Source organism: Kaistella sp. 97-N-M2 (assembly GCF_021513235.1).
In the GTDB taxonomy this organism is placed as follows: Bacteria; Bacteroidota; Bacteroidia; order Flavobacteriales; family Weeksellaceae; genus Kaistella.
Genome location: NZ_CP090976.1, coordinates 322,026 through 342,445, shown reverse-complemented (window position 1 = coordinate 342,445; position 20,420 = coordinate 322,026). Strand labels below are relative to the sequence as shown.

Here is a 20,420-nt window from a genome sequence, read left to right as displayed (position 1 = left end):
TCTTCTTTTTTAAAGTTGAATTTTAATAATTTTTAAAGGTCAAAAAATAGAACGTTATCTTTTTTTGTGGACTTTAAGGAGTTGCTGTTAAATCTTTTAAAGCAATTATCATTTGTGACTTTTGTGGTCAAAAATTAAAATTTCACATCTGCATACATTCCGATTTTAAGGAAACCGTCGTTTTTTACATGAATCTTCACGGCATACACCAAGTTGGCGCGCTCATTTTTGGTTTGAATGGTTTTCGGGGTAAACTCCGCTTTGGAGCTGATCCAGTAAACGGTTCCCGGAACCTCTTTCGTTTTTTCCGCACCGCTGTCGATGAGTATCTTTACGTTCTGACCAATTTTCACCTGCGACAATTGATCGCCTGTGATGAAAGTTTTTAGCGTCATCAGATCCAGATTCGCCATCTTGAAAATCGGTTTTCCAACGGCTGCGAATTCGCCTTCATTCAGATATTTGGTTAAGACCATGCCGGAAATGGGACTTTCAATCGTGTTGTTTTTCAACTGCTCGTCGATCTGCGCCACCTTTTTTTCGGTCGGTTTTTTTTCACTTAAAACTGCGCGGTTTTGGAGCGCTGTATTTTCTTTCGTGGTGGAAATCTGTTGGCGTAAAACGCGCAACTGGCTTTGTGCCGCGGAAATCTGCTTCTGAAGAACCTGGATTTGTCCGTTCGCGTCGTCGAGTTGTTTTTGGGTGGCGGCATCTTTTGCGACCAAATTCGCGGTTCTATTTCTTTCGCGAAGTGCATTTTGAAGTTGCTCCTGCAAAATGCCGACATTGGCTTTTTGTCCCGAAATCTGCGCGTCCAAAACCTGAATTTGAGGAAGGGCAGAATTTGTTTTTTGATCGAGCGCATCGATGCTCGCCAAAATCTGTTCCTTTTGAAGTTCCACGTTCTTCGAGTCAATTTCGCCCAACTTTTCATGGGCAGAAAGTTCTTCTCCTTCTTCCACGTTTAACTTTAAAACCGTTCCGCTTGCTTTTGCAGTAACCAAAATTTCGTCGGCTTCAAAAGTGCCGGAAGCGTCGTAGTCCGCACCCGCGTCGCTACAGGAACAGAGTGAAATTATCGCTGCAAGTAGAATATATTTTTTCATCTGCGTACGTGTTATTTAAACTATAATCCATCAACCATCAACCATCAATTATTGATTAAGCTGCGCTTTCAGATTGTATTGCGTTAAAAGATATTGTATTTCATGCGTTATTTTCTGATTTTTCGCGCGGTCGAGTTCGTTGACTTCGCGCAGGTAATCGTTTGTCGTAATTACGCCGTTTTCGAGTTGGGCGAGGGCGGCGGTTTTGATGCTTTCGCGCAGACTGATCAGTTCGTCGTCTTTATTGATGAGTTGCTGGATTTTATCAAGGTCATTGTTGTTCTGAATCGTTTCAAACTGCTGATTGAAAAGGAAGTTCTCTCTTTGAATCTCGATTTCCTCCTGTTGAATTCCGACCAAAGCCAGATCATTTCTTTTCGTGTAGTATCCCGAGATTGGAATATTCAAGCGTACACCGCCGATGTAGAAAAGATTGAATTCATTTTTCAACATATTAAAGCCGGGTTTTCCGTAGCCACCCTGAAAAAATGCGCCCACTCTGGGCAGATTTCTGGAGTTGATGTTTGATTTCTGCTGGTCTAATGCGAGTTTTTGTAAAGCGAAAAGCTTGAGTTCGGCACGATTGTTCTCGGCCTGAATTAAAATTTTCGCGGGTTTTTCAAGCGTGGTATTTTCGTCTAAATTTTTCTGAATGAAAAGAGAAAGCATCTGTAAGAAATTTTTCTTCGTCGATTTAAGTTCCAAATCTTTTTGGTCCAGATTTACCAGTTGTGCTTTTAAAACATCGACGTTACTTCTGTAGATAACGCCGTTCTCCAGTTGTACTTCCGCTCTTTTCAGGCCGTTTTTGAGATCAGCTTTCGTCAAATCGGTTTGTTCAATCTGTGCATCGGTTTGTAGAATTCCAAAAAATATTTGGTTGATGCGCATTTCGAGTTGATCGGTTTCGACTTCCGTTTTTTGCCGTTCCATTTCAGAAGTAATGGTTGCGGCTTTTTTTTGGTTAGCGGTCATTCCGCCATCATAAATATTCTGCTGAACATCCACATAAATTTTATACTGGTCTTTGCTGACGGGATCAATCGTCATATTCGGAAGCTGCACCGGCAGTTGTGTAACGTCGTTCTGATACGTTGCCTGTCCCGCAATCTGTATCTGCGGAAGCCAGCCTTTTGCGGCATTCTGAAGACTGTATTCTTTAGTTTTGGCGATTAAATCGTGTCTTTTGATAAGCGGATAATTTTGTTTGGCCAAATCGTAGCATTCTTCTAAGGTCAATGTTTGGGCATTTGCAGAGAAGCAGAGGAGCAGAAAAAAATATTTTAAAATTTTCATCTTAGGATTTTTATCATTTTAAATGAGTTGAGACGCGCTGAAGAACTTTATTTTCGCCAATGCTTTTATTTCATCTGGTTTCAATCAGCAAAAGTCTTTTTATTTAATTATTTAAAATCAGTTTAATCCAGACCGGGACTAAGATTTTCCTTTCTTCCACAAATTCCAGGAATTCTTCTTCATCCATCAAATCGAAGGTTCTCAAAATAGGTTTTCCCAGAAACGGAAAAACCGTCATGCTTACAAAATTCAACAGAAAATGGAAAGGATTAAGATCCGGTTTTCGTTCCTGAATCTGTTTCATGATAAAGGAATTCCGCAAGACGCGCTCAAAAGGAATAATAGATTTGATGTCGGAGGTTTTCTTTTGAATTTCACTAAGAACAAAGAGAGGAAGGTTAGGATTTTTGATTAAAATGTCGAAATATTTCGCGGCTGCGAGATCTATTTTTTCGTCGAGGGAGGTTTTTTCGTCGGACAAAATGGGAATGATCTGTCCGAAAAGCAAAACCATTTTAACCTTCATCACCTGCTCAAAGAGTTTTTCTTTGGTGCGAAAATAGTAATTCAGCAGGGCTAAATTAATTCCGGCTTCTTCGGCGATGTCGCGCGTTCGCGTGCCGGAATACCCTTTTTCTGTAAAAACTTTCGAAGCTGCTAAAAGTATTTTGTCTTCGGTAGAAAGTTCTGCTTCAGTCATCTTCGTAAATTTATTTAACAAAGATAAAACTATTATTCTGATTTAAACAAATGGTTTAATCAAATGATTAATGTTTAACATAAAAAAAACGCAGCTCCGAAGAACTGCGTTTAAAAATATTTAAAAGTGGAGTTTTATAAACCAAACTGTTTCGCAAATAAATCCGGGAAAACCCCTAAAGCCACCAAGGCAAAAATCAAAAATACGGCGATAATGTTGTAGGTCACCGACACTTTCTCGGAAGTTTTGAAACTGCTTTCCTTTGGGAAAAACATGACCATAATCAACCGTAAATAGTAAGCGATGGAAATTGCAGAGCCTAGAACAGCGACCAGTACGAGGAAAGGCGTTGTTTTTATCGCTTGCGCAAAAATGCCAAATTTCCCCATGAAACCTGCGGTTAAGGGAATCCCGGCCATCGAAAGCATAGACAAAGCCGCAACCACCGCCAAAATCGGTTCGGAATGCGCCAATCCACGAAAAGCATCGTAAGAAGTTTCGCGCTTCAGTTTTTCAACCCAGATCAGGCACATCATTACACCAAGTGTGGCAAGGGAATAAGCAAATAAATAGAAGGCTAAATTATAAGCAGACAAGTTATTCAAACCAAAGAAAATCAAACCTAAATATCCAACGTGGGAGACGGAAGAGTAAGCCAACATTCTTTTTGCATTGCTTTGTGCCAGACCCATCACATTCGCCAGGAAAAGTGTGATGATGATGAGGACGCCCACGATGTTGATCCATTCGCCCGTGATTCCGAGAAATCCGATCGTCATCATTTTGAAGAACGCGAAGAAAGCTGCAATTTTAACAACCGACATCATGAAAGTGGTGATCAGCGAGGGTGAACCCTGATAAACATCCGGACTCCACATATGGAAGGGCGCCATGGAAACTTTAAAAGCCAACGCGACCAGCATTAAAACCGCACCCATCGAAAACATCAGGTTTTTGGGGTTCGATAACGAAAAGTCGTGAATCTTATAAAGATCAAAAGTACTTGCGCTGCCGTAAATCAGGGCAATTCCGAATAAAAGGAAACCCGTCGCAAACGCACCCATCAGAAAGTATTTGATGGAAGCTTCGTTGGAGCGCAGATCGGTTTTGTTGCTTCCCGCCAAAACGTACAGTGGAATCGACAAAATTTCGATGCCTAAAAATAAAGTTACTAAGTTTTGAAAGCCAAAAAGAACAATACCGCCACACAGGGAAAACAGCATCAAAGCGTATAGTTCGGACTGGTGGCTGCGGTGGTTGCTGAAAGCGAAACCGCCTAAAAAGAAGATCAATAAGGTTACTACCAACGAAATTTTTGTGAAAAGGGCGGCATTTGCGCCATATTCGAACATGCTTCTGTATTGGTTAAAGAAAGCCAGCTCTGGCAGGAAACTTACATAAAATGCAATGATGAGTCCCAAAATACCGATATATCTTGAATATTTTCCTTTTTCAAAAACACCTGCAAATAATGCGGCTACTGCGGTAAGGAATACGATGATTAAAACGCCCATTTAGTTTAGATTTGAGATTTATAGATTCGAGAGTTTAGATTTTCATCTGCCGTCTTCATCTCTTAATTTCTTTTAATTATTAATTATACTTATTTCATCATCGACATGAAGATAAATTTCAGCGAACTGTCGACCATATCCAGAATCGGTTGCGGAAAAATTCCCAGCAGGATTACAAAAACAGCCAAACTGGCCAAAACCGAAAATTCTACGGGAGATAAATCGCTGGAGGCCGCTAAAATTCTTTCGTCGCCGTTTCCGAACATGGCTTTACCATAAAATCTGAAAAGATAAACCGACGAAAAGATCATGGTTGTGCCGGCGATAACTGCACCGAAAACACTGTAGTCAAAGATGGCTTTGATGAGGATAAATTCGCCCACAAAACCGTTGGTTAAAGGAAGCGCAATAGATCCCAATAAAATTACCATAAACAGAACCGCGAATTTCGGCGCCACTTTGGCGAGGCCGCCCATTTTTCGGATATCCCGGGTTTTGAAACGTTTGTATAAAATATCGGCACAATAAAAAAGTCCTACGACGTTGATGCCGTGTGCAAAGGTCTGCACCAATGCGCCCTGACCGCCTTCGATCATTAAAGTTCCTTTCGTCGTTAGAATGGCGGAGGCCATAATTCCGGCCGTCATCAATCCTACGTGCGATAAAGATGAATAGGCAATCAATCTTTTTGAATCATTTTGTATGATCGCTATTAAGGCACCGTGAACGATTCCAATAATTGCGAGAACTAAAACTATTTTTCCCGAAACTCCCAAAACCGGTTCCGGTGTAATTGGTAGTAAATAACGCAACAAGCCGTAGATCGCCATTTTCAGCATAATTCCGGAGAGTAGCATCGATCCCTGCGTTGGCGAATACGTGTACGTATCCGGCTGCCAGGAATGGAACGGGAAGATCGGCAACTTCACGGCAAACGCAAAGAAGATAAACCAGAAAACCACCGTCTGCTGCGAGGTACTTAAATCTGCGTTATACAAATCGGTTAAGGCAAATGAAGCGGAGTTTGTATAAACGTAGATCAAGCCGATCAACATAAACAAAGAGCCGACGAACGTATACACAAAGAATTTTGTAGTAAACTGAATTTTCTTGTTTTCCTGTCCCCAAATTCCGGCGATGAGCCAGATCGGGATTAAAGTAACTTCCCAGAAGATGTAAAATAACAAGCCGTCCAACGAGGTGAAAACGCCGAGCAAACCAAACTGCATCAACAAGATTAAACCGTAGAAAGTATTTCTGTACCCGGGCTTTTCATTAAACGAAGAAAGAATAATGAGCGGCGTTAAAATGTTGGTTAACAACAGCATCAACATGCTCATTCCATCGACGCCAAAATGCAGATTGCTTTTGATGAAATTGGACCAGGGATAATTGATCTCGTACTGCAAAACTCCGTCGACGGTAGGTTTGAAATTGAAATCAGACAGCATATAAAACGTGAGAAACATTTGTGCAAATGCAATTCCCAGGGCTAAATATTTACTTGCGGGATTTTTCCACGCGAACACCAATGCAGAACCTACGAGAGGTAATAGTAGTAATGTTAATAATAGATACGACATTTACTATTGTAATATAAAGTTAACAATTAAAATAATTCCGATGGCCAGAGACATGATGAGAACATAATTCTCTACATTTCCGTTTTGAAGGCGTTTTGCCGCTCTCCCCGAATCTTCGGCACCAGTCCCGATAAAATCGACAAACCGACCGAGAACGCCTTTGTCGAACATATTGCCGCCGATCCCGAGACCTTCAGCAAATCGCACAAAAGTTGCGCTGTAGAGTTCGTCTAAAAACAATTTTTTGTTTGAAAGCCGTTCCCAACCGCCATATTTTTCGTCTGGCAGAGCCATTTTTTTCTTGTTGACGTAGATGTTTTTCACCACAAACCAAACCACGAAGAACATCAAAACCGTTAATCCCAAAAGAATCATTTCGGTTCCGAAAGCAACTTCCGGCAGTTCTACATCATAAACGTAGATGGATTGCAGCCAGTGGGCCAAAGTGGAATAATCTCCGTGCGAGATAAAATGTGGAAGATTAATAAAACCGCCGAGAATGGACAGGATTGCCAGAACGATCAACGGAATCGTCATTGTTTTCGGGCTTTCGTGAACATGTTTTTCCTGCTCCGGCGTACCGCGAAATTCTCCGTGGAACGTTAAATAATAGGCCCGGAACATATAAATCGCCGTCATCGCGGCGATGATAAACAAGATCACCCAAATAATGGGATTTTTTCCGTAAACATTGGTCAAAATTTCATCTTTGGAAATCATGCCCGAAAGGAAAGGAAAACCGGAGATCGCTAAAGTTCCGATAAGGAAAGTGATATGCGTAACCGGAATTTTTTTCTTTAAACCGCCCATCATTCTCATATCCTGTTCGTCGCTCATCGCGTGAATAACGGAACCGGAGCCGAGGAATAACAATGCTTTGAAAAAGGCGTGCGTCATTAAGTGAAACATCGCTGTCGTGTAAGCGCCAACTCCGATGGCGACAAACATAAAGCCCAGCTGCGAAACCGTGGAGTAGGCTAAAACTTTTTTAATATCATTTTGTCGGAGGCCGATAAATGCGGCTACCAAAGCAGTTAACAGACCGATGAAAAGAATGCCTTCCAAAGTTGTTGGTGCTAAAGAGAAAAGGAAATTGGACCGTACGACCAAATAAATCCCCGCCGTTACCATGGTGGCGGCGTGGATTAAAGCAGAAACCGGCGTTGGGCCTGCCATGGCATCCGGAAGCCACGTAAATAAAGGAATCTGTGCAGATTTTCCGACAGCGCCAATAAATAAACTGGAGGTGATGAAAATAATAATGGTCGAATCGAGTTCGAATTTACCGGAGTTTTGCGCCACCGAAAGAAAATCAACCGCGTTGGTTTGATAGGCGATCATCAAAATACCGATGATCATTCCCAAATCCCCAATCCGGTTCATGATGAAAGCTTTCCGCGCCGCAGCGCCATATTCTTCGTTCGTGTACCAAAAGCCAATCAAGAGGTAAGAGCAAAGTCCAACACCTTCCCAACCGATAAAAAGAATTAAATAATTGCTTCCCATGACCAAAAGTAACATGGAGAAGATAAATAAATTCAAATAAGTAAAGAATTTGTAAAACCCTTTGTCATGGCTCATATAACCGATGGAATAAAGGTGAATTAAAGATCCAATCCCAGTGATGATCATAATCATCATCAAAGACAGCTGATCGATCTGAAAGCCAAAATTAACCTGTATTCCGCTGATCCGAAACCATTCAAACGCCCGCACGATTACGGGTGGCGATGCCGCATCGAACTTTAAAAATAAACTGACAGCGATGCAGAAAGATGCAAAAACAACAAGCGTTGCAAGCGTTCCGACCACCATTTTCGGCAAACTTTTGCCGAAAAGTCCGTTAATTAAAAATCCGAGTAAGGGTAAAAGTATAATTGCGTAAACTAAATTTTCCATCCTCTATTTATCCTCTTAATTTATTAAAAATACTAATGTCCACCGACTTCGTGTTCCGGTACATCATGGCAATAATCGCTAAACCGACGGCAACTTCTGCGGCGGCAACCACCATAATGAAGAAGACCAGAATCTGTCCGTTTCCGTCGCCTTTGTAACTCGAAAACGCAGCTAACAGAAGGTTAACCGAGTTCAGCATCAATTCGACACAACCCAAAATAATGATCGCGTTTTTTCGCACCAAAACGCCCATTACGCCCAGGCAAAACATCACCGAGCAGAGAATAATAAAATATTCCAGCGGTACGTGTTGTATAAATGAATTTCCTCCCATAATTCTATAAATCTTTTTTACCAATTAATACTGCGCCCACAATTCCTGCAAAAATAAGCAGCGAGGCCAACTCAAAAGGCAAAACATATTCGTTAAACAATAATCTTCCAAGATTTTTCGTCAATCCCACACCGGAATCCACATTGCTCGCCGCTGCCTCAACTTTGAAACCGCGAAAAGCACCCAAGATTGCGATCAACAGTAAGCCCGCAGAAAAAACGCCCACAAACTTCATAAGGTTTTGTTTTTTACTTTCGTCGGCTTTATTCAGATTCAACATCATCAAAATGTAAAGAAACAACACCATAATGGCGCCTGCATAAACAATAATCTGCACAATGCCCAGAAACTGCGCGTTTAATAAAATATATAAACCGGCAATAGAAAACATCGTCACGATAAGCGAAAGAATAGAGTAGAGCGGATTTCGCGCAAACACAAAATAAACGGCGCTTGCCACTGCGATAAACGCAACAAAGAAAAATAAGATCTGTTCCATTTATTTCATCATTTTTTTCTGCAACTCGCTTTGTCTCGCCGAAACGTCCACTCTTGCATTAATTTTTTCAACCAGTTTATCTTTACCGTAAATAAAGCTGCCGCGGTTTTCTTCCACATTCACCAACTTATCCGTCAGGTAAATGGCAGATTTCGGGCAGGCTTCCTCGCACATTCCACAAAAAATACAGCGCAACATATTAATTTCATATACTTTCGCGTATTTTTCTTCGCGGTAAAGATCTTTTTCTTCTTTTGTGCGTTCCGCCGACGTCATGGTGATTGCTTCCGCCGGACAGGCTACAGCACAAAGTCCGCACGCGGTACAGCGTTCCCGCCCTTCGTTATCGAGTTTCAGCACGTGCTCGCCGCGCCAAATCTGTACTCGTGGTCGTTGTTCTTCCGGATATTGCACCGTGGCGACTCCATTACCAAAAACCGAATTCGCGGCATGACGCAGCGTAATTCCCATACCCTTCAGCACGGCAGGAAGATAAATGCTCTCGCCGAAGGTCATTTTTTTGTCGGAGACCACTTTGGATCTATTTGTTAATTTCATTTTCAGAAATATATTTTTAATTATTATTTTCAGAAGCGCCACGTTGGGAGCTTCTTTTCAATATGGTACCCGCTTTCCGCTCTATCTTTTGCTCGTCCTTCGTCCTCGCAAAAGGATGCCGCTGCAATCGGGGCTAAAATTCAGTTTCGTCTCTTTTTCGCAGGTCTTCGGCTTATTTTGTAAAATAATCGAAGGCCAAAATTATTGCACCGGTCGCCATCAAATTAAAAAGCGCCAGCGGGATCAGTTTTTTCCAGCCCAAATGCATCAACTGGTCGTATCTGAATCTTGGTAAAGTCCAGCGGATCCACATAAATACAAAGATTCCGAAGAACGTTTTTGTTAAAAAGGACACGATGGAGAGAATTCCCGCAGCGTTTTCGCCCCAGTTATTCGTCACCCAGTCTATTCCCGGATAGTTATAACCACCGAAGAATAAAACCACGATCAAGGCATTCGATATAAACATATTCACATATTCGCCGAACATGTATAAACCTAACTTCATGGAAGAATATTCCGTGTGGTAACCGTTGACCAATTCGTTTTCACATTCCGGCAAATCGAACGGCGCGCGGTTCGTTTCGGCTAAAGCTGCAATAAAAAAGATAATAAAAGCAACGGGCTGATAAAAGAAATTCCAATTCATCCCCGAAACTTCCGGGATAATTCCCCAGATTTTACCGTGGGTTTGCTGTTCTACAATCACTTTCAGATCTAAAGATCCTGCCATCATAATAATCGCAATAATCGTAAGACCCATGGCAAGTTCATAAGAAATCATCTGCGAACTCGCACGGATGGCACCGATTAAGGAGAATTTATTGTTAGATGCCCAACCACCGATCATAATTCCGTAGACGCCAATGGAAACCATTCCTACCAAATAAAGAACGCCGATATCGATGTTCGCTACCTGCAGATCAAAAGAATTTCCACCAATGTTCAGGGTTTTTCCCCACGGGATGACGGCTCCGGTTATCAGCGAGATAAACATCACCAAAGACGGCCCGATGATGAACAGAAATTTTTCAGCGCCGGCGGGTGTGAAATCTTCCTTAAAGAAAAATTTACCGCCATCAGCCAATGGCTGCAAAAGGCCGAAAGGTCCGGAACGGTTAGGCCCGATTCTGTCCTGCATAATGGCTGCCACTTTTCGTTCTGCCCACGTGGAGTAGGCGGCAACGGTAAGCGCCAATAAAAAGAGGGACAGCACGAGTATGATTTTGAAAGTTAATAACTCCATTTTTTCGTATAATTTGATTCTTCAGTTGACTGAAGATTTACATTAATTTAAAATTATCGTCGGATTTGGCGGCAGATTCTGCTTCGTCTTCGGCACTCAGCTCCTTCGCTTCGCCCCTGTTCAGAAGGCTGACCATATTTTTCGGTTTCTCGTAATGATTCAGAGAGATCACAGAATGACGGTCAATATGTCTTGGCCCTTCGATATTCCAGAATTTCACTTCCTTTCTTTCGAAACGGCATTCGTCACAAATCCAGTCGATGATCTCATCGTACTGATCTTTTCTCGCTGTTACCCGAATAATTTCGTCGCCTTTCATCCAAAGAACTGCTTTTCCGGAACATTTTTCACATTTGCACGTTGCATTTACCGGTTTGGTAAACCAAACTCTGCTCGCAAAACGCGAAGTTCTGTCGGTTAGGGCGCCTACCGGACAAACATCGATCACATTTCCAATGAAATCGTTATCCAACGCTTTATTTAAATAGGTAGAGATTTCTGCGTGTTCGCCACGGAATAAGATTCCGTGCTCTCTTGTTTCTGTTAACTGGTTGGCGGCCAAAACACATCTCGCACACAAAATACATCGGTTCATGTGGAGTTTAATGTTCGGTCCAATATCTTCAGGTTCGAAAGTTCTTCTTTCAAATTCTGTTCTTGTTCCTTCCACACCATGCTCGTAACCGAGATCCTGCAAATGACATTCGCCAGCCTGATCGCAAATAGGGCAATCTAAAGGGTGGTTAATCAGCAAAAACTCAGTCACCGCTTTTCGCGCTTCCTGGGTTTTTTCGGAGGTTAAATTTTTCACTTCCATGCCGTCCATGACGCCGGTTCTGCAACTGGCGACCAATTTCGGCATCGGCCGCGTATCTGCATCCGACCCTTTTGAAACTTCTACCAAACACGTTCTGCATCGTCCGCCACTGGTTTCCAGTGGTTTGTAGTAGCACATTGCGGGCGGCACAGATTTTCCACCGATTTGTCGCGCGGCTTCCAAAATGGAGGTGCCGGGCAAAACTTCGGTGGTTTGTCCGTCGATGGTTATCTTAAATTTTTTTATTTCTTCGCTCATTATAGATGAATTCAAAAATGAATTAATTATTTTTCTTTGTATTAAACGTGTACCCAACCCCGAAATTAACCTGGTAGAATACAAAATCCTGACTGGCTTTATCAGGGTGATTATTCAGCGTCGTTTTAATATCGGGCAAATTGATGTACCCGAATTTTCCTTCAACTCTCGCCATGAGGTGCTTCCAGAAGACAAAATTAATGTTCGTCCGTGCATCCAAACCAAATCCTGCGACATGATAGCGATCGCTGCGTTCATTTCCAAATAATTTCACATTACTTTTCGGAAATAAAACTCCCGCGCCGCCGCCGTAAGACCAAACAACATCAAAATTCCTTTTTGCGAAAAGGTTTTGATATTTTTCTATTCCGGCGTTCACATAATTCAGTCCGTCCGTATGCTCAAAGGTAAGAAATTGCTTATCAGACAAATTTACTTCACCATTCCGGACCATCGCTGCATACACCGGATCTGCAATATTTCCTTTGAAATGGACAGTCTGTTCCTGATCCATCACATATTTCATATGATCTGTGCCCACTACGAGCGCTAAATTGTCTTTAAAAAAATATCCAACCCGAAAATTAAACTGTGGAATGGACATTTTTCCCGGATCCAAATACCTTAAACTTAAAGCGGAAGGCCTGTCATGCGCTACCACATTTTCCAGGGTAAAATTGTAGTCTGCTCCTTTAAACCGGATATCGGAATTGCTGAAACCTGCTCTGTTGTACCCCCAAAATATAAACATCTGTCCTTTTTTTGTTAAAGGAGAAACCGTTTGTACGTCACCGGAAATTTCTTTATCCTTATTGATGGGCGAATCGGTTTTCTGTGCGAACGCAAAATTCAGTCCTGTAACAAGGAATATACTAATCTTAAAAATCTTCTTCATTCTATTCTGCAACCGCTGGTGCAGGTATCGGGTCCGCGTAGTTCGCCAATCCGTAATTTTTTGTTAATGCTTCAGGATTATCGACGTGCCATTCGAACTCGTCGCGGAAATGACGGATGGCAGCGGCAACTGGCCAGGCAGCTGCATCTCCCAAAGGACAAATCGTGTTTCCTTCAATTTTTCTTTGAACGTCCCAAAGCAGATCGATATCGGCAAAAGTTCCTGTTCCGTTTTCCAGTTTGGATAAAATTCGCCACATCCATCCCGTTCCTTCCCGGCACGGCGTACATTGTCCGCAGCTTTCGTGCATATAAAAATGGGCTAAGGTCAAGGTATGTTTTACAACGCACTGGTCTTCATCCAAAACAATAAATCCGCCGGATCCCATCATTGTTCCTGTAGCAAAACCGCCGTCGGCAAGAGATTCATAATTCATCAATCGCGGTTCGCCGTTGATTGTTTTCAGTAATAAGTTTGCGGGAACAATCGGTACAGAACTTCCGCCTGGGATGCAGGCCTTCAGCCTTTTACCGTTGGGGATTCCGCCGCAATATTCATCGGAATAAATAAATTCTTCTACGGAGATCGTCATGTCGATCTCATAAACGCCGGGTTTGTTGATGTTTCCGCAGGCCGAAATCAATTTTGTTCCTGTGGATTTTCCAACCCCAATTTTAGCATATTCAGCACCGGTTATGTTGATGATGGGAACAACCGCTGCGATGGTTTCTACATTATTTACTACTGTTGGAGATTCCCAAAGTCCTTTTACGGCGGGAAATGGCGGTTTCAAACGTGGATTTCCTCTTTTACCTTCCAAAGATTCGAGAAGGGCAGTTTCTTCGCCACAAATATATGCTCCTGCGCCGCGGTGCACGTAGATTTCCAAATCGTAACCGGCCCCTAAAATATTTTTTCCTAAAAATCCGGCTGCTTTTGCTTCATCAATAGCTTCTTCCAAAATATCTACAATCCAGGCATATTCGCCGCGAATATAGATATAGGCGGTATTTGCGCCCAGGGCAAAGGAGGAAATGATCATTCCTTCGATCAACAGATGCGGAAGAAATTCCATTAAATACCGATCTTTAAAAGTTCCGGGCTCCGATTCGTCGGCATTTACGACCAGATATCGTGGTACGCCTTCGGGTTTTGCGAGGAAGCTCCACTTTAATCCAGTAGGGAAACCCGCGCCGCCACGACCGCGCAGACCCGAAGTTTTCACTTCTTCCACAATGGCTTCGGGCGTCATTTTCAGGGCTGTTTCTACGGCATCGTAACCGCCTTGTTTGCGGTAAGTATCATAGAATCTGATTCCTTCTATATGTGCGTCTTTAAGTAAAAGTTTTTTACTCATTGTTATTAATAAAAATTAGTCTAAAGCAAACTTACCTTCTCTGCAAAGCTGGAGAATTTCGTTTACTTTTTCTTTTGTTAAATGTTCGTGATAAAATTTACCCATCTGCATCATTGGTGCGTAACCGCATGCGCCTAGACATTCCGCTGTTTTCAGCGTGAAAAGTCCGTCGGCCGTGGTTTCTCCGTTTTTGATGTTTAAGGTTTCTTTTATGTTTTTGATGATCTCATCGCTGCCGTTCAGCATACAGGGCCCGGTTTGGCAAACTTCCAAAACATATTTTCCCACGGGTTTCATGTTGAACATGGTGTAAAAGGTAGCGACTTCGTATACTTCAATGGGTTGAATGCTAAGAATTTCCGCTACATAATCCATCACCGGAACTGCCAGCCAGCCTCCAAATTCCTTTTGTGCCAGGTGCAGCAACGGAATTAAGGCAGATTTTTTTCTTTCTTCGGGATACCTTGCGATAATTTTATGAACCTGCTGCATTGTTTCAGGTCTGAAAGCTATTGTTTCGCTCACTTTTCTAATTTTAAATTTTAAATTTTAGATTTTTAAATTAAAAACTAAAATTGCTGTCATTTTCTATATTGTATTTCAGACCAGTTTTATAATTTGTAATCTGAAATTTATAATTTAATTACGCATCTAACTCGCCTGCAATTACATTTAAACTGCTTAAAGTAACCACCGCATCCGAAATTACAGAGCCTATAATCATTTCCGGATACGCTTGATAATAGATAAAACATGGTCGTCTAAAGTGTAAGCGATAAGGGGTTCTTCCGCCATCGCTTACCAGATAAAATCCTAATTCGCCGTTCCCGCCTTCTACTGCGTGGTAAACTTCGCCTTTCGGTACTTCAGTTTCACCCATCACGATTTTGAAGTGGTAGATCAAAGCTTCCATTTTGGTATAAACATCGGCTTTTTCTGGCAGGTAAAAGTCCGGAACATCAGCGTGGAAAGGACCATCAGGAAGATTGTCGAGTGCCTGCTGAATTATTTTTAAACTTTCCCAAATTTCCCCCTGTCTAACCATGAAACGATCGTAAGTATCGCCTGCGGTTCCTACGGGAATATCGAAATCGAAATCTTCATACGAAGAGTAGGGGGTGGCGACACGAACATCGTAATCCACTCCTGTTGCGCGTAAGTTTGGACCTGTAAATCCGTAGCTTAAAGCGCGTTCCGCGGAAATTGCGCCGGCACCAATGGTACGGTCCATAAAAATTCTGTTTCGCTCCAGTAAATTGGAAAAATCTTTAAAAACGACAGGAAAAGTTTTCAGAAAATCGCGTAAGAGATCGAAAAATTTCGGTGTGAAATCTCTTTCGAAACCACCGATCCGTCCCATATTTGTGGTTAATCTTCCGCCACAAACCTGTTCGTACATATCGTAAATCTTTTCGCGCTCTGGGAACATATACGTAAAACCGGTTAAAGCGCCGGTATCAACGCCCGTTACCGCATTACAGATTAAGTGATCACCAATTCTTGCCAATTCCATCATAATAACCCGCATGTAATCAACCCTCTTGGGAACGACCACTCCCAAAAGTTTTTCAACGGTCATGTGCCAACCTAAGTTGTTGATGGGCGCCGAACAGTAATTCATTCGGTCCGTTAAAGTCGTTATCTGGGTGAAATTTCTTCTTTCTGAAATTTTTTCGAAAGCCCGGTGAATGTAACCTACCGTTTGCTCTGAATGCAGAATTTTTTCTCCGTCCATCGTCAGGATATTCTGAAAAATACCATGGGTGGCGGGGTGCGTTGGTCCTAAATTGAGGGTATATAACTGCCCGTCAATCTGTTCCTGAGCGTCGTACTGCGTTAATATATTGGATAACTGATTGTCTTTCATAATGTGTACTTAGTCATCAAGAAATGAAAAGTGATCAAGGATCAATAATCATTCGTCTTTAAAAAATTTATCTTCCGAACATGGCATCATCTTTATCGAGTCTGGTACCGTCTTCCAAAGGATACTGCTTCAGCATGGGATGATAGCCGATATCCGGTTCGTTTAAAATAACCCTTAAATCCGGGTGTCCTTTAAATTTAACGCCATAAAACTCAAAAGTTTCGCGCTCCATCCAGTTAGCACCGGCAAATAAATCGGTTACACTGTCGATCTCGGCATTTTCCAGGGGCATAAAGGCTTTCAAGCGGATCCGAAGATTGTCGACAAAGTTGTGCAGATGATAAACGACGCCCAATTCTTTTTCAGGTATTTCCGGATGATGAATTCCACAGATATCCGTTAAAAAAGTAAATCCTAAAGTACTGTCTTTCATGTGATGAACTACTTTTTTAAGATCTGCCTTTTTAATTTCTAAAGTAAGCATTCCATATGGTTCTGTACTTTCGATAATGGAGCCGGGAAATTCTCGGGAAATTGCTTCTAAAACAAAATTATTGGTAAATTCCATAAATTAGTTAATGTTATAAGATTCCAATAATTCTTTATACTGCGGAAGATCGCGTCGTCGTAAACTTTCACTTTGTGCTAAAGCCTGCACCTGCATAAATCCTTCCAGGATCTGCTCTGGTCGTGGAGGGCAACCGGGAACGTAAACATCTACCGGAATTACTTTGTCGATCCCCTGCAGAACAGAGTAAGAATCGAAAATTCCACCGCTACACGCACAAGCACCCACGGCGATAACCCACTTTGGTTCGGCCATCTGGGTGTAAACTTCTTTTAGGATCGGTCCTAATTTTTTTGCAATTGTTCCACAAACCATTAAAACATCGGCCTGGCGAGGGGAGAAACTCATTCTTTCGCCACCGAAACGGGCGAGATCATAATTTGGGGCCATAGTCGCCATAAATTCGATTCCACAACATGAGGTTGCGAACGGAAGTGGCCATAAGGAGTAAGAACGCGCCATTCCAATAAGGCTGCTTAGATTGGTGGCGAAGAAACCCTCACCCTCTAAACCTGCCGGAGCTGGAGCATTAGTATTTATTTTTGGTGTAATTTCTGACATTTTGATTAATTTTTTAAATAAATTATTAAATCAATTTCCGGTCCTAAAGATCGGATTTTATTTGTCCCAATCTAAGGCGCCGCGTTTTAAAACGTACAAAAAGCCTAAAAAGAAAATGGAGACAAAAGTGGTTACCGCAAGAAATCCTTCCAGACCAAACTCGCGGAAATTAACGGCATAAGGATAGAAAAATACGATTTCGATATCGAAAAGAACAAAGAGAATGGCGGTTAAGAAATATCTGATGGAGAACGGCGTTCTCGCGTCGCCTTCACTTTCAATTCCACACTCAAAAGACTTGTTTTTATTAACCGTACTGTCTTGCTGTCTCGGTCCCAAAAAGTGGGCGCCCAACAAAGAAATTCCTACAAAACCGATAGCCACCACAGCCTGAATGATAATCGGTATATAATTTTCTGGTAAATTCATCAATACATTATTTTCTCAATCTGCAAATTTAATGAATAAAGATTTAAGGCAGAAATATAAGCTTTGAAAATATGATGGAAATAGAACTTTTATCTAATTTAGAATGTTTAAAAATAATTATTTTTTTCCCGTATCCTTCAGGCGTTTCAGCACCAAATAAGCCATATAACCAATGTATAAAAAAAGAAAACTGGCAAACAAAATATTAATCACACTGTTCAGTTTTTCGTCCTGAACCTGAAAAAACTGATTATAAACCAGAAACGCCAAAATCATTGCGATATAGATATAAAGTTGCTTTTTCATTCTTTTAAAATTTTCGTGAATTGTATTTTTTTCCTAGCAAATTTCCATGGAGTATGTTCTCCTGCGTTTGTGATTGGTTGGGTTATAATCCTGCCAAAGTGCCTGGACACCTTTGTTTTCTTCGAGTTCCGGATTGGTTTCCGCAAATTTAATTCCCATCCTGTTAAAACGCACAAAGATTTCTTTAAAGATGATCGCCGTCACGCCTCGCCGTTGATATTCGGGATGAATTCCGATCAGATAAAAGTTTGCGCGGTCATTTTTCTTCCCGGCCTGCAAAAAATGCCACCAGCCGAACGGAAATAATTTTCCTTTCGATTTTTGCAAAGCGCGTGAATAGGAAGGCATTGTTACGGCAAACGCGATAAGCTGATGGTTTTCATCTTCCACACAAATCACGTAATTTTTGTCGATGAAAGGGAAATATTTTTCTTTGTATGTTTTTATCTGATCATCGGTGATCGGCGTATAGGTTGATAGTGTATTGTACGTTTGATCGAGTAGTTTGAACATGGGTTCGACCAGTGGAAGAATCTCTTTTTTATTTTTAAAGTTGATGACATTTAATTTGTATTTTTCGGCAATTAAACTGCTGAATTTCTTTAGTTTTTCCGATAAAACACTGGGGAAATCCATTTCATATTCCACCCATTCCTTTTCTTTCACCAATCCTAACCGCTCCAGATGTTCCGGGTAATACGGAAAATTATAAAGCCCAATCATTGTCGCCAGTTTATCGAAACCTTTAATCAGCATACCGGCTTTATCAAGGTTGGTAAACCCCATAGGACCTTCAATTTTTTTGCTCTTTTTCTCGCGGGCTAAATCAATTGCCTTATTAATCAGTGCCGTCGAAACTTCGAAGTCATCAATAAAATCCAGCCAGCCGAACCGCACTTTATTTATACCGAGTTCCTCTTCTTCGCGCGGATTCCAGATCACGGCAATTCTGCCCACTATTTTATGGTCTTTGTACGCGAGAAACTGCTTTGCCGTACAGTACTGTAAAGCCGGATTTTCCTTTACGTCCCAAATGTTTTTCTCGTCATTTATTAAGGGAGGCACATAATTGTTGTTATTTTTGTACAAATCCATCGGGAAACTGATGAATTTTTTTAAATCGTTTTCGTTATTGACTTCAATTATAGAAAGTTGGGACATCGCTCTGTATTTGGGAAAACAAATATAAATGAATAATACAAATATAAAAACTTTGGCACGTTTTTTACACTTAGTGTTCAATTTCAAAATTTAAAAATAAATAGAAAAAATGACAGGATATTATGTAATTATTGGGATTTCAATGCTCGTAAGCTGGTTGGTTTCCTCGCGGCTGAAATCTAAATTTGCGCACTATTCTCAGGTTCACCTCCGAAACGGGATGTCGGGTAAAGAAGTTGCAGAAAAAATGCTGCGGGATAACGGCATTAATGATGTGCAGGTTATTTCTGTGCCGGGTCAATTAACGGATCACTATAATCCGGCGGATAAAACTGTCAATTTGTCCGAAGGCGTATATATGCAGAGAAATGCAGCGGCAGCGGCAGTTGCGGCACATGAATGTGGCCACGCTGTACAGCACGCCGTAGGATATTCAATGTTGCAATTGCGATCGAAACTGGTACCGATGGTGAATATCAGTTCACGACTCATGCAGTTTGTTTTAATGGCCGGGATTTTCCTTATGTTTTCCACCCGAACCATCGAAAATCCAAACGGAAATACGACCGTCTTAGCCATCGGTGTAGCACTTTTTGCCTTTACCACCCTTTTCGCTTTCGTCACCCTCCCTGTAGAATACGATGCGAGCAACAGAGCAATGAAATGGCTGAAAGATACAGGAACAGTAACTGCAGAAGAATATGTGGGCGTGAAAGATTCTTTAACCTGGGCGGCAAGAACTTACGTTGTTGCAGCATTAGGTTCTTTAGCACAGCTTCTTTACTGGGGTTCGATGCTGATGGGAAGACGGGACTAAGAAAGAGCTAAAATTTCTTCAGCTTAAAATTTAAAGAAATTTAAAAGAGATATTTTGCATCTCGGACAATTGTTCCGAGATGTTTTCTTTTTGGGAGGTGTTGATTTTCGCGGTGATTTTGCACTTATCTTCGGAGAAAAAGTCTATAATTTTTCCGTCGGATTTATTGAGCAGCGTAAAAATCTGATTTTGTTTTTGAAAGTCGAATGATATTTCAATGGTACTTTCTAAATTTTTGGTGATGATTTCGGCTTCTTCCAAAGTGAGTTTTGCCGCATCTTTATACGCTTTAACGAGGCCGGAAACCCCTAATTTGGTGCCGCCATAATACCGGACAACAATTACTAAAATATTGGTTATATGGTTAGCCAATAACTGATTGTATATGGGAAGGCCGGCGCTGCCGTTCGGTTCTCCATCGTCGTTGGCGCGGTAGTTTTCACCACCAATTCCGAGACGGAACGCATAGCAATGATGTGTTGCCTTCGGATGTTCGCTTCGCACCTTTTCTAAACATTCTTTCAATTCGGCGTCGTCATTTACCGGAAAAGCAAAACCTATAAATTTGCTGCCTTTTTCCTTGAGCAGCATATTTTCTATGGGTTTTTTAAGGGTTTTATAACTGTAGTTTTCCAAAGTAAAATAGGCG

General features: G+C 41.6%; 22 protein-coding genes. 1 reads left to right on the top strand and 21 read right to left on the bottom strand.

What is annotated here, in order from left to right; genetic code table 11:
* Positions 1-134: 134 nt before the first annotated feature.
* The 20 genes from L0B70_RS01660 to L0B70_RS01565 all read right to left on the bottom strand — a co-directional run bounded on the left by L0B70_RS01660 (position 135) and on the right by L0B70_RS01565 (position 18,954).
* A complete protein-coding gene (locus tag L0B70_RS01660) occupies positions 135-1,106 on the bottom strand; it encodes an HlyD family secretion protein (protein ID WP_235142590.1) in 972 nt (323 codons plus the stop codon).
* Between the two features lie 48 nt (positions 1,107-1,154).
* A complete protein-coding gene (locus tag L0B70_RS01655) occupies positions 1,155-2,402 on the bottom strand; it encodes a TolC family protein (protein ID WP_235142589.1) in 1,248 nt (415 codons plus the stop codon).
* Between the two features lie 103 nt (positions 2,403-2,505).
* Entirely contained in the window at positions 2,506-3,102 is a 597-nt protein-coding gene (locus L0B70_RS01650; RefSeq protein WP_235142588.1) for a TetR/AcrR family transcriptional regulator, read from the bottom strand.
* 134 nt (positions 3,103-3,236) lie between these two features.
* A complete protein-coding gene (locus L0B70_RS01645) occupies positions 3,237-4,616 on the bottom strand; it encodes an NADH-quinone oxidoreductase subunit N (protein WP_235142587.1) in 1,380 nt (459 codons plus the stop codon).
* An 89-nt stretch (positions 4,617-4,705) separates the two neighbouring features.
* Complete coding sequence (locus L0B70_RS01640) at positions 4,706-6,199, bottom strand: NuoM family protein (protein ID WP_235142586.1); 1,494 nt, start codon at positions 6,197-6,199, stop codon at positions 4,706-4,708.
* A gap of 3 nt (positions 6,200-6,202) precedes the next feature.
* Positions 6,203-8,098: an NADH-quinone oxidoreductase subunit L gene (gene nuoL, locus L0B70_RS01635; protein WP_235142585.1), complete on the bottom strand. Its 1,896-nt coding sequence runs from the start codon at positions 8,096-8,098 to the stop codon at positions 6,203-6,205.
* Positions 8,099-8,105: 7 nt separating this feature from the next.
* The gene (nuoK, locus tag L0B70_RS01630) at positions 8,106-8,432 is read right to left on the bottom strand and encodes an NADH-quinone oxidoreductase subunit NuoK (RefSeq protein WP_235142584.1); all 327 of its coding nucleotides are present in this window, start codon (positions 8,430-8,432) and stop codon (positions 8,106-8,108) included.
* A gap of 4 nt (positions 8,433-8,436) precedes the next feature.
* On the bottom strand, positions 8,437-8,931 hold the full coding sequence (locus L0B70_RS01625) for an NADH-quinone oxidoreductase subunit J (RefSeq protein ID WP_235142583.1): 495 nt from the start codon (positions 8,929-8,931) through the stop codon (positions 8,437-8,439).
* Positions 8,932-9,489 (bottom strand): NADH-quinone oxidoreductase subunit I, encoded by a 558-nt coding sequence (locus L0B70_RS01620; protein WP_235142582.1) that lies wholly within the window; start codon positions 9,487-9,489, stop codon positions 8,932-8,934.
* A 172-nt stretch (positions 9,490-9,661) separates the two neighbouring features.
* The gene (gene nuoH / locus L0B70_RS01615) at positions 9,662-10,735 is read right to left on the bottom strand and encodes an NADH-quinone oxidoreductase subunit NuoH (RefSeq protein WP_235142581.1); all 1,074 of its coding nucleotides are present in this window, start codon (positions 10,733-10,735) and stop codon (positions 9,662-9,664) included.
* A gap of 37 nt (positions 10,736-10,772) precedes the next feature.
* On the bottom strand, positions 10,773-11,810 hold the full coding sequence (locus tag L0B70_RS01610; protein ID WP_235142580.1) for a 2Fe-2S iron-sulfur cluster-binding protein: 1,038 nt from the start codon (positions 11,808-11,810) through the stop codon (positions 10,773-10,775).
* A 22-nt stretch (positions 11,811-11,832) separates the two neighbouring features.
* Positions 11,833-12,705 (bottom strand): hypothetical protein, encoded by an 873-nt coding sequence (locus tag L0B70_RS01605; RefSeq protein ID WP_235142579.1) that lies wholly within the window; start codon positions 12,703-12,705, stop codon positions 11,833-11,835.
* Between the two features lies 1 nt (position 12,706).
* Positions 12,707-14,062, bottom strand: coding sequence for an NADH-quinone oxidoreductase subunit NuoF (gene nuoF, locus L0B70_RS01600; RefSeq protein WP_235142578.1), 1,356 nt, complete (start codon positions 14,060-14,062; stop codon positions 12,707-12,709).
* 15 nt (positions 14,063-14,077) lie between these two features.
* Positions 14,078-14,587 carry an NAD(P)H-dependent oxidoreductase subunit E gene (locus tag L0B70_RS01595; RefSeq protein WP_235142577.1) on the bottom strand — a complete coding sequence of 170 codons (510 nt, stop codon included), beginning with the start codon at positions 14,585-14,587 and terminating at the stop codon, positions 14,078-14,080.
* A 118-nt stretch (positions 14,588-14,705) separates the two neighbouring features.
* Entirely contained in the window at positions 14,706-15,929 is a 1,224-nt protein-coding gene (locus L0B70_RS01590) for an NADH-quinone oxidoreductase subunit D (RefSeq protein WP_235142576.1), read from the bottom strand.
* Positions 15,930-15,996: 67 nt separating this feature from the next.
* Positions 15,997-16,497, bottom strand: a complete 501-nt coding sequence (locus L0B70_RS01585) for an NADH-quinone oxidoreductase subunit C (protein ID WP_235142575.1) — start codon at positions 16,495-16,497, stop codon at positions 15,997-15,999.
* 3 nt (positions 16,498-16,500) lie between these two features.
* Complete coding sequence (locus tag L0B70_RS01580) at positions 16,501-17,058, bottom strand: NADH-quinone oxidoreductase subunit B (protein ID WP_235142574.1); 558 nt, start codon at positions 17,056-17,058, stop codon at positions 16,501-16,503.
* Between the two features lie 57 nt (positions 17,059-17,115).
* Entirely contained in the window at positions 17,116-17,487 is a 372-nt protein-coding gene (locus L0B70_RS01575; RefSeq protein WP_235142573.1) for an NADH-quinone oxidoreductase subunit A, read from the bottom strand.
* A 117-nt stretch (positions 17,488-17,604) separates the two neighbouring features.
* Positions 17,605-17,793, bottom strand: a complete 189-nt coding sequence (locus tag L0B70_RS01570) for a hypothetical protein (RefSeq protein WP_235142572.1) — start codon at positions 17,791-17,793, stop codon at positions 17,605-17,607.
* A 33-nt stretch (positions 17,794-17,826) separates the two neighbouring features.
* On the bottom strand, positions 17,827-18,954 hold the full coding sequence (locus tag L0B70_RS01565) for a GNAT family N-acetyltransferase (RefSeq protein ID WP_235142571.1): 1,128 nt from the start codon (positions 18,952-18,954) through the stop codon (positions 17,827-17,829).
* A gap of 109 nt (positions 18,955-19,063) precedes the next feature.
* On the opposite strand from L0B70_RS01565, the gene L0B70_RS01560 reads away from it, so the two are divergent.
* On the top strand, positions 19,064-19,771 hold the full coding sequence (locus L0B70_RS01560; protein ID WP_235142570.1) for a zinc metallopeptidase: 708 nt from the start codon (positions 19,064-19,066) through the stop codon (positions 19,769-19,771).
* A gap of 30 nt (positions 19,772-19,801) precedes the next feature.
* Here L0B70_RS01560 and L0B70_RS01555 read toward each other — a convergent pair whose 3' ends face one another.
* Positions 19,802-20,362: a YigZ family protein gene (locus tag L0B70_RS01555; protein WP_235142569.1), complete on the bottom strand. Its 561-nt coding sequence runs from the start codon at positions 20,360-20,362 to the stop codon at positions 19,802-19,804.
* Between the last annotated feature and the right edge of the window lie 58 nt (positions 20,363-20,420).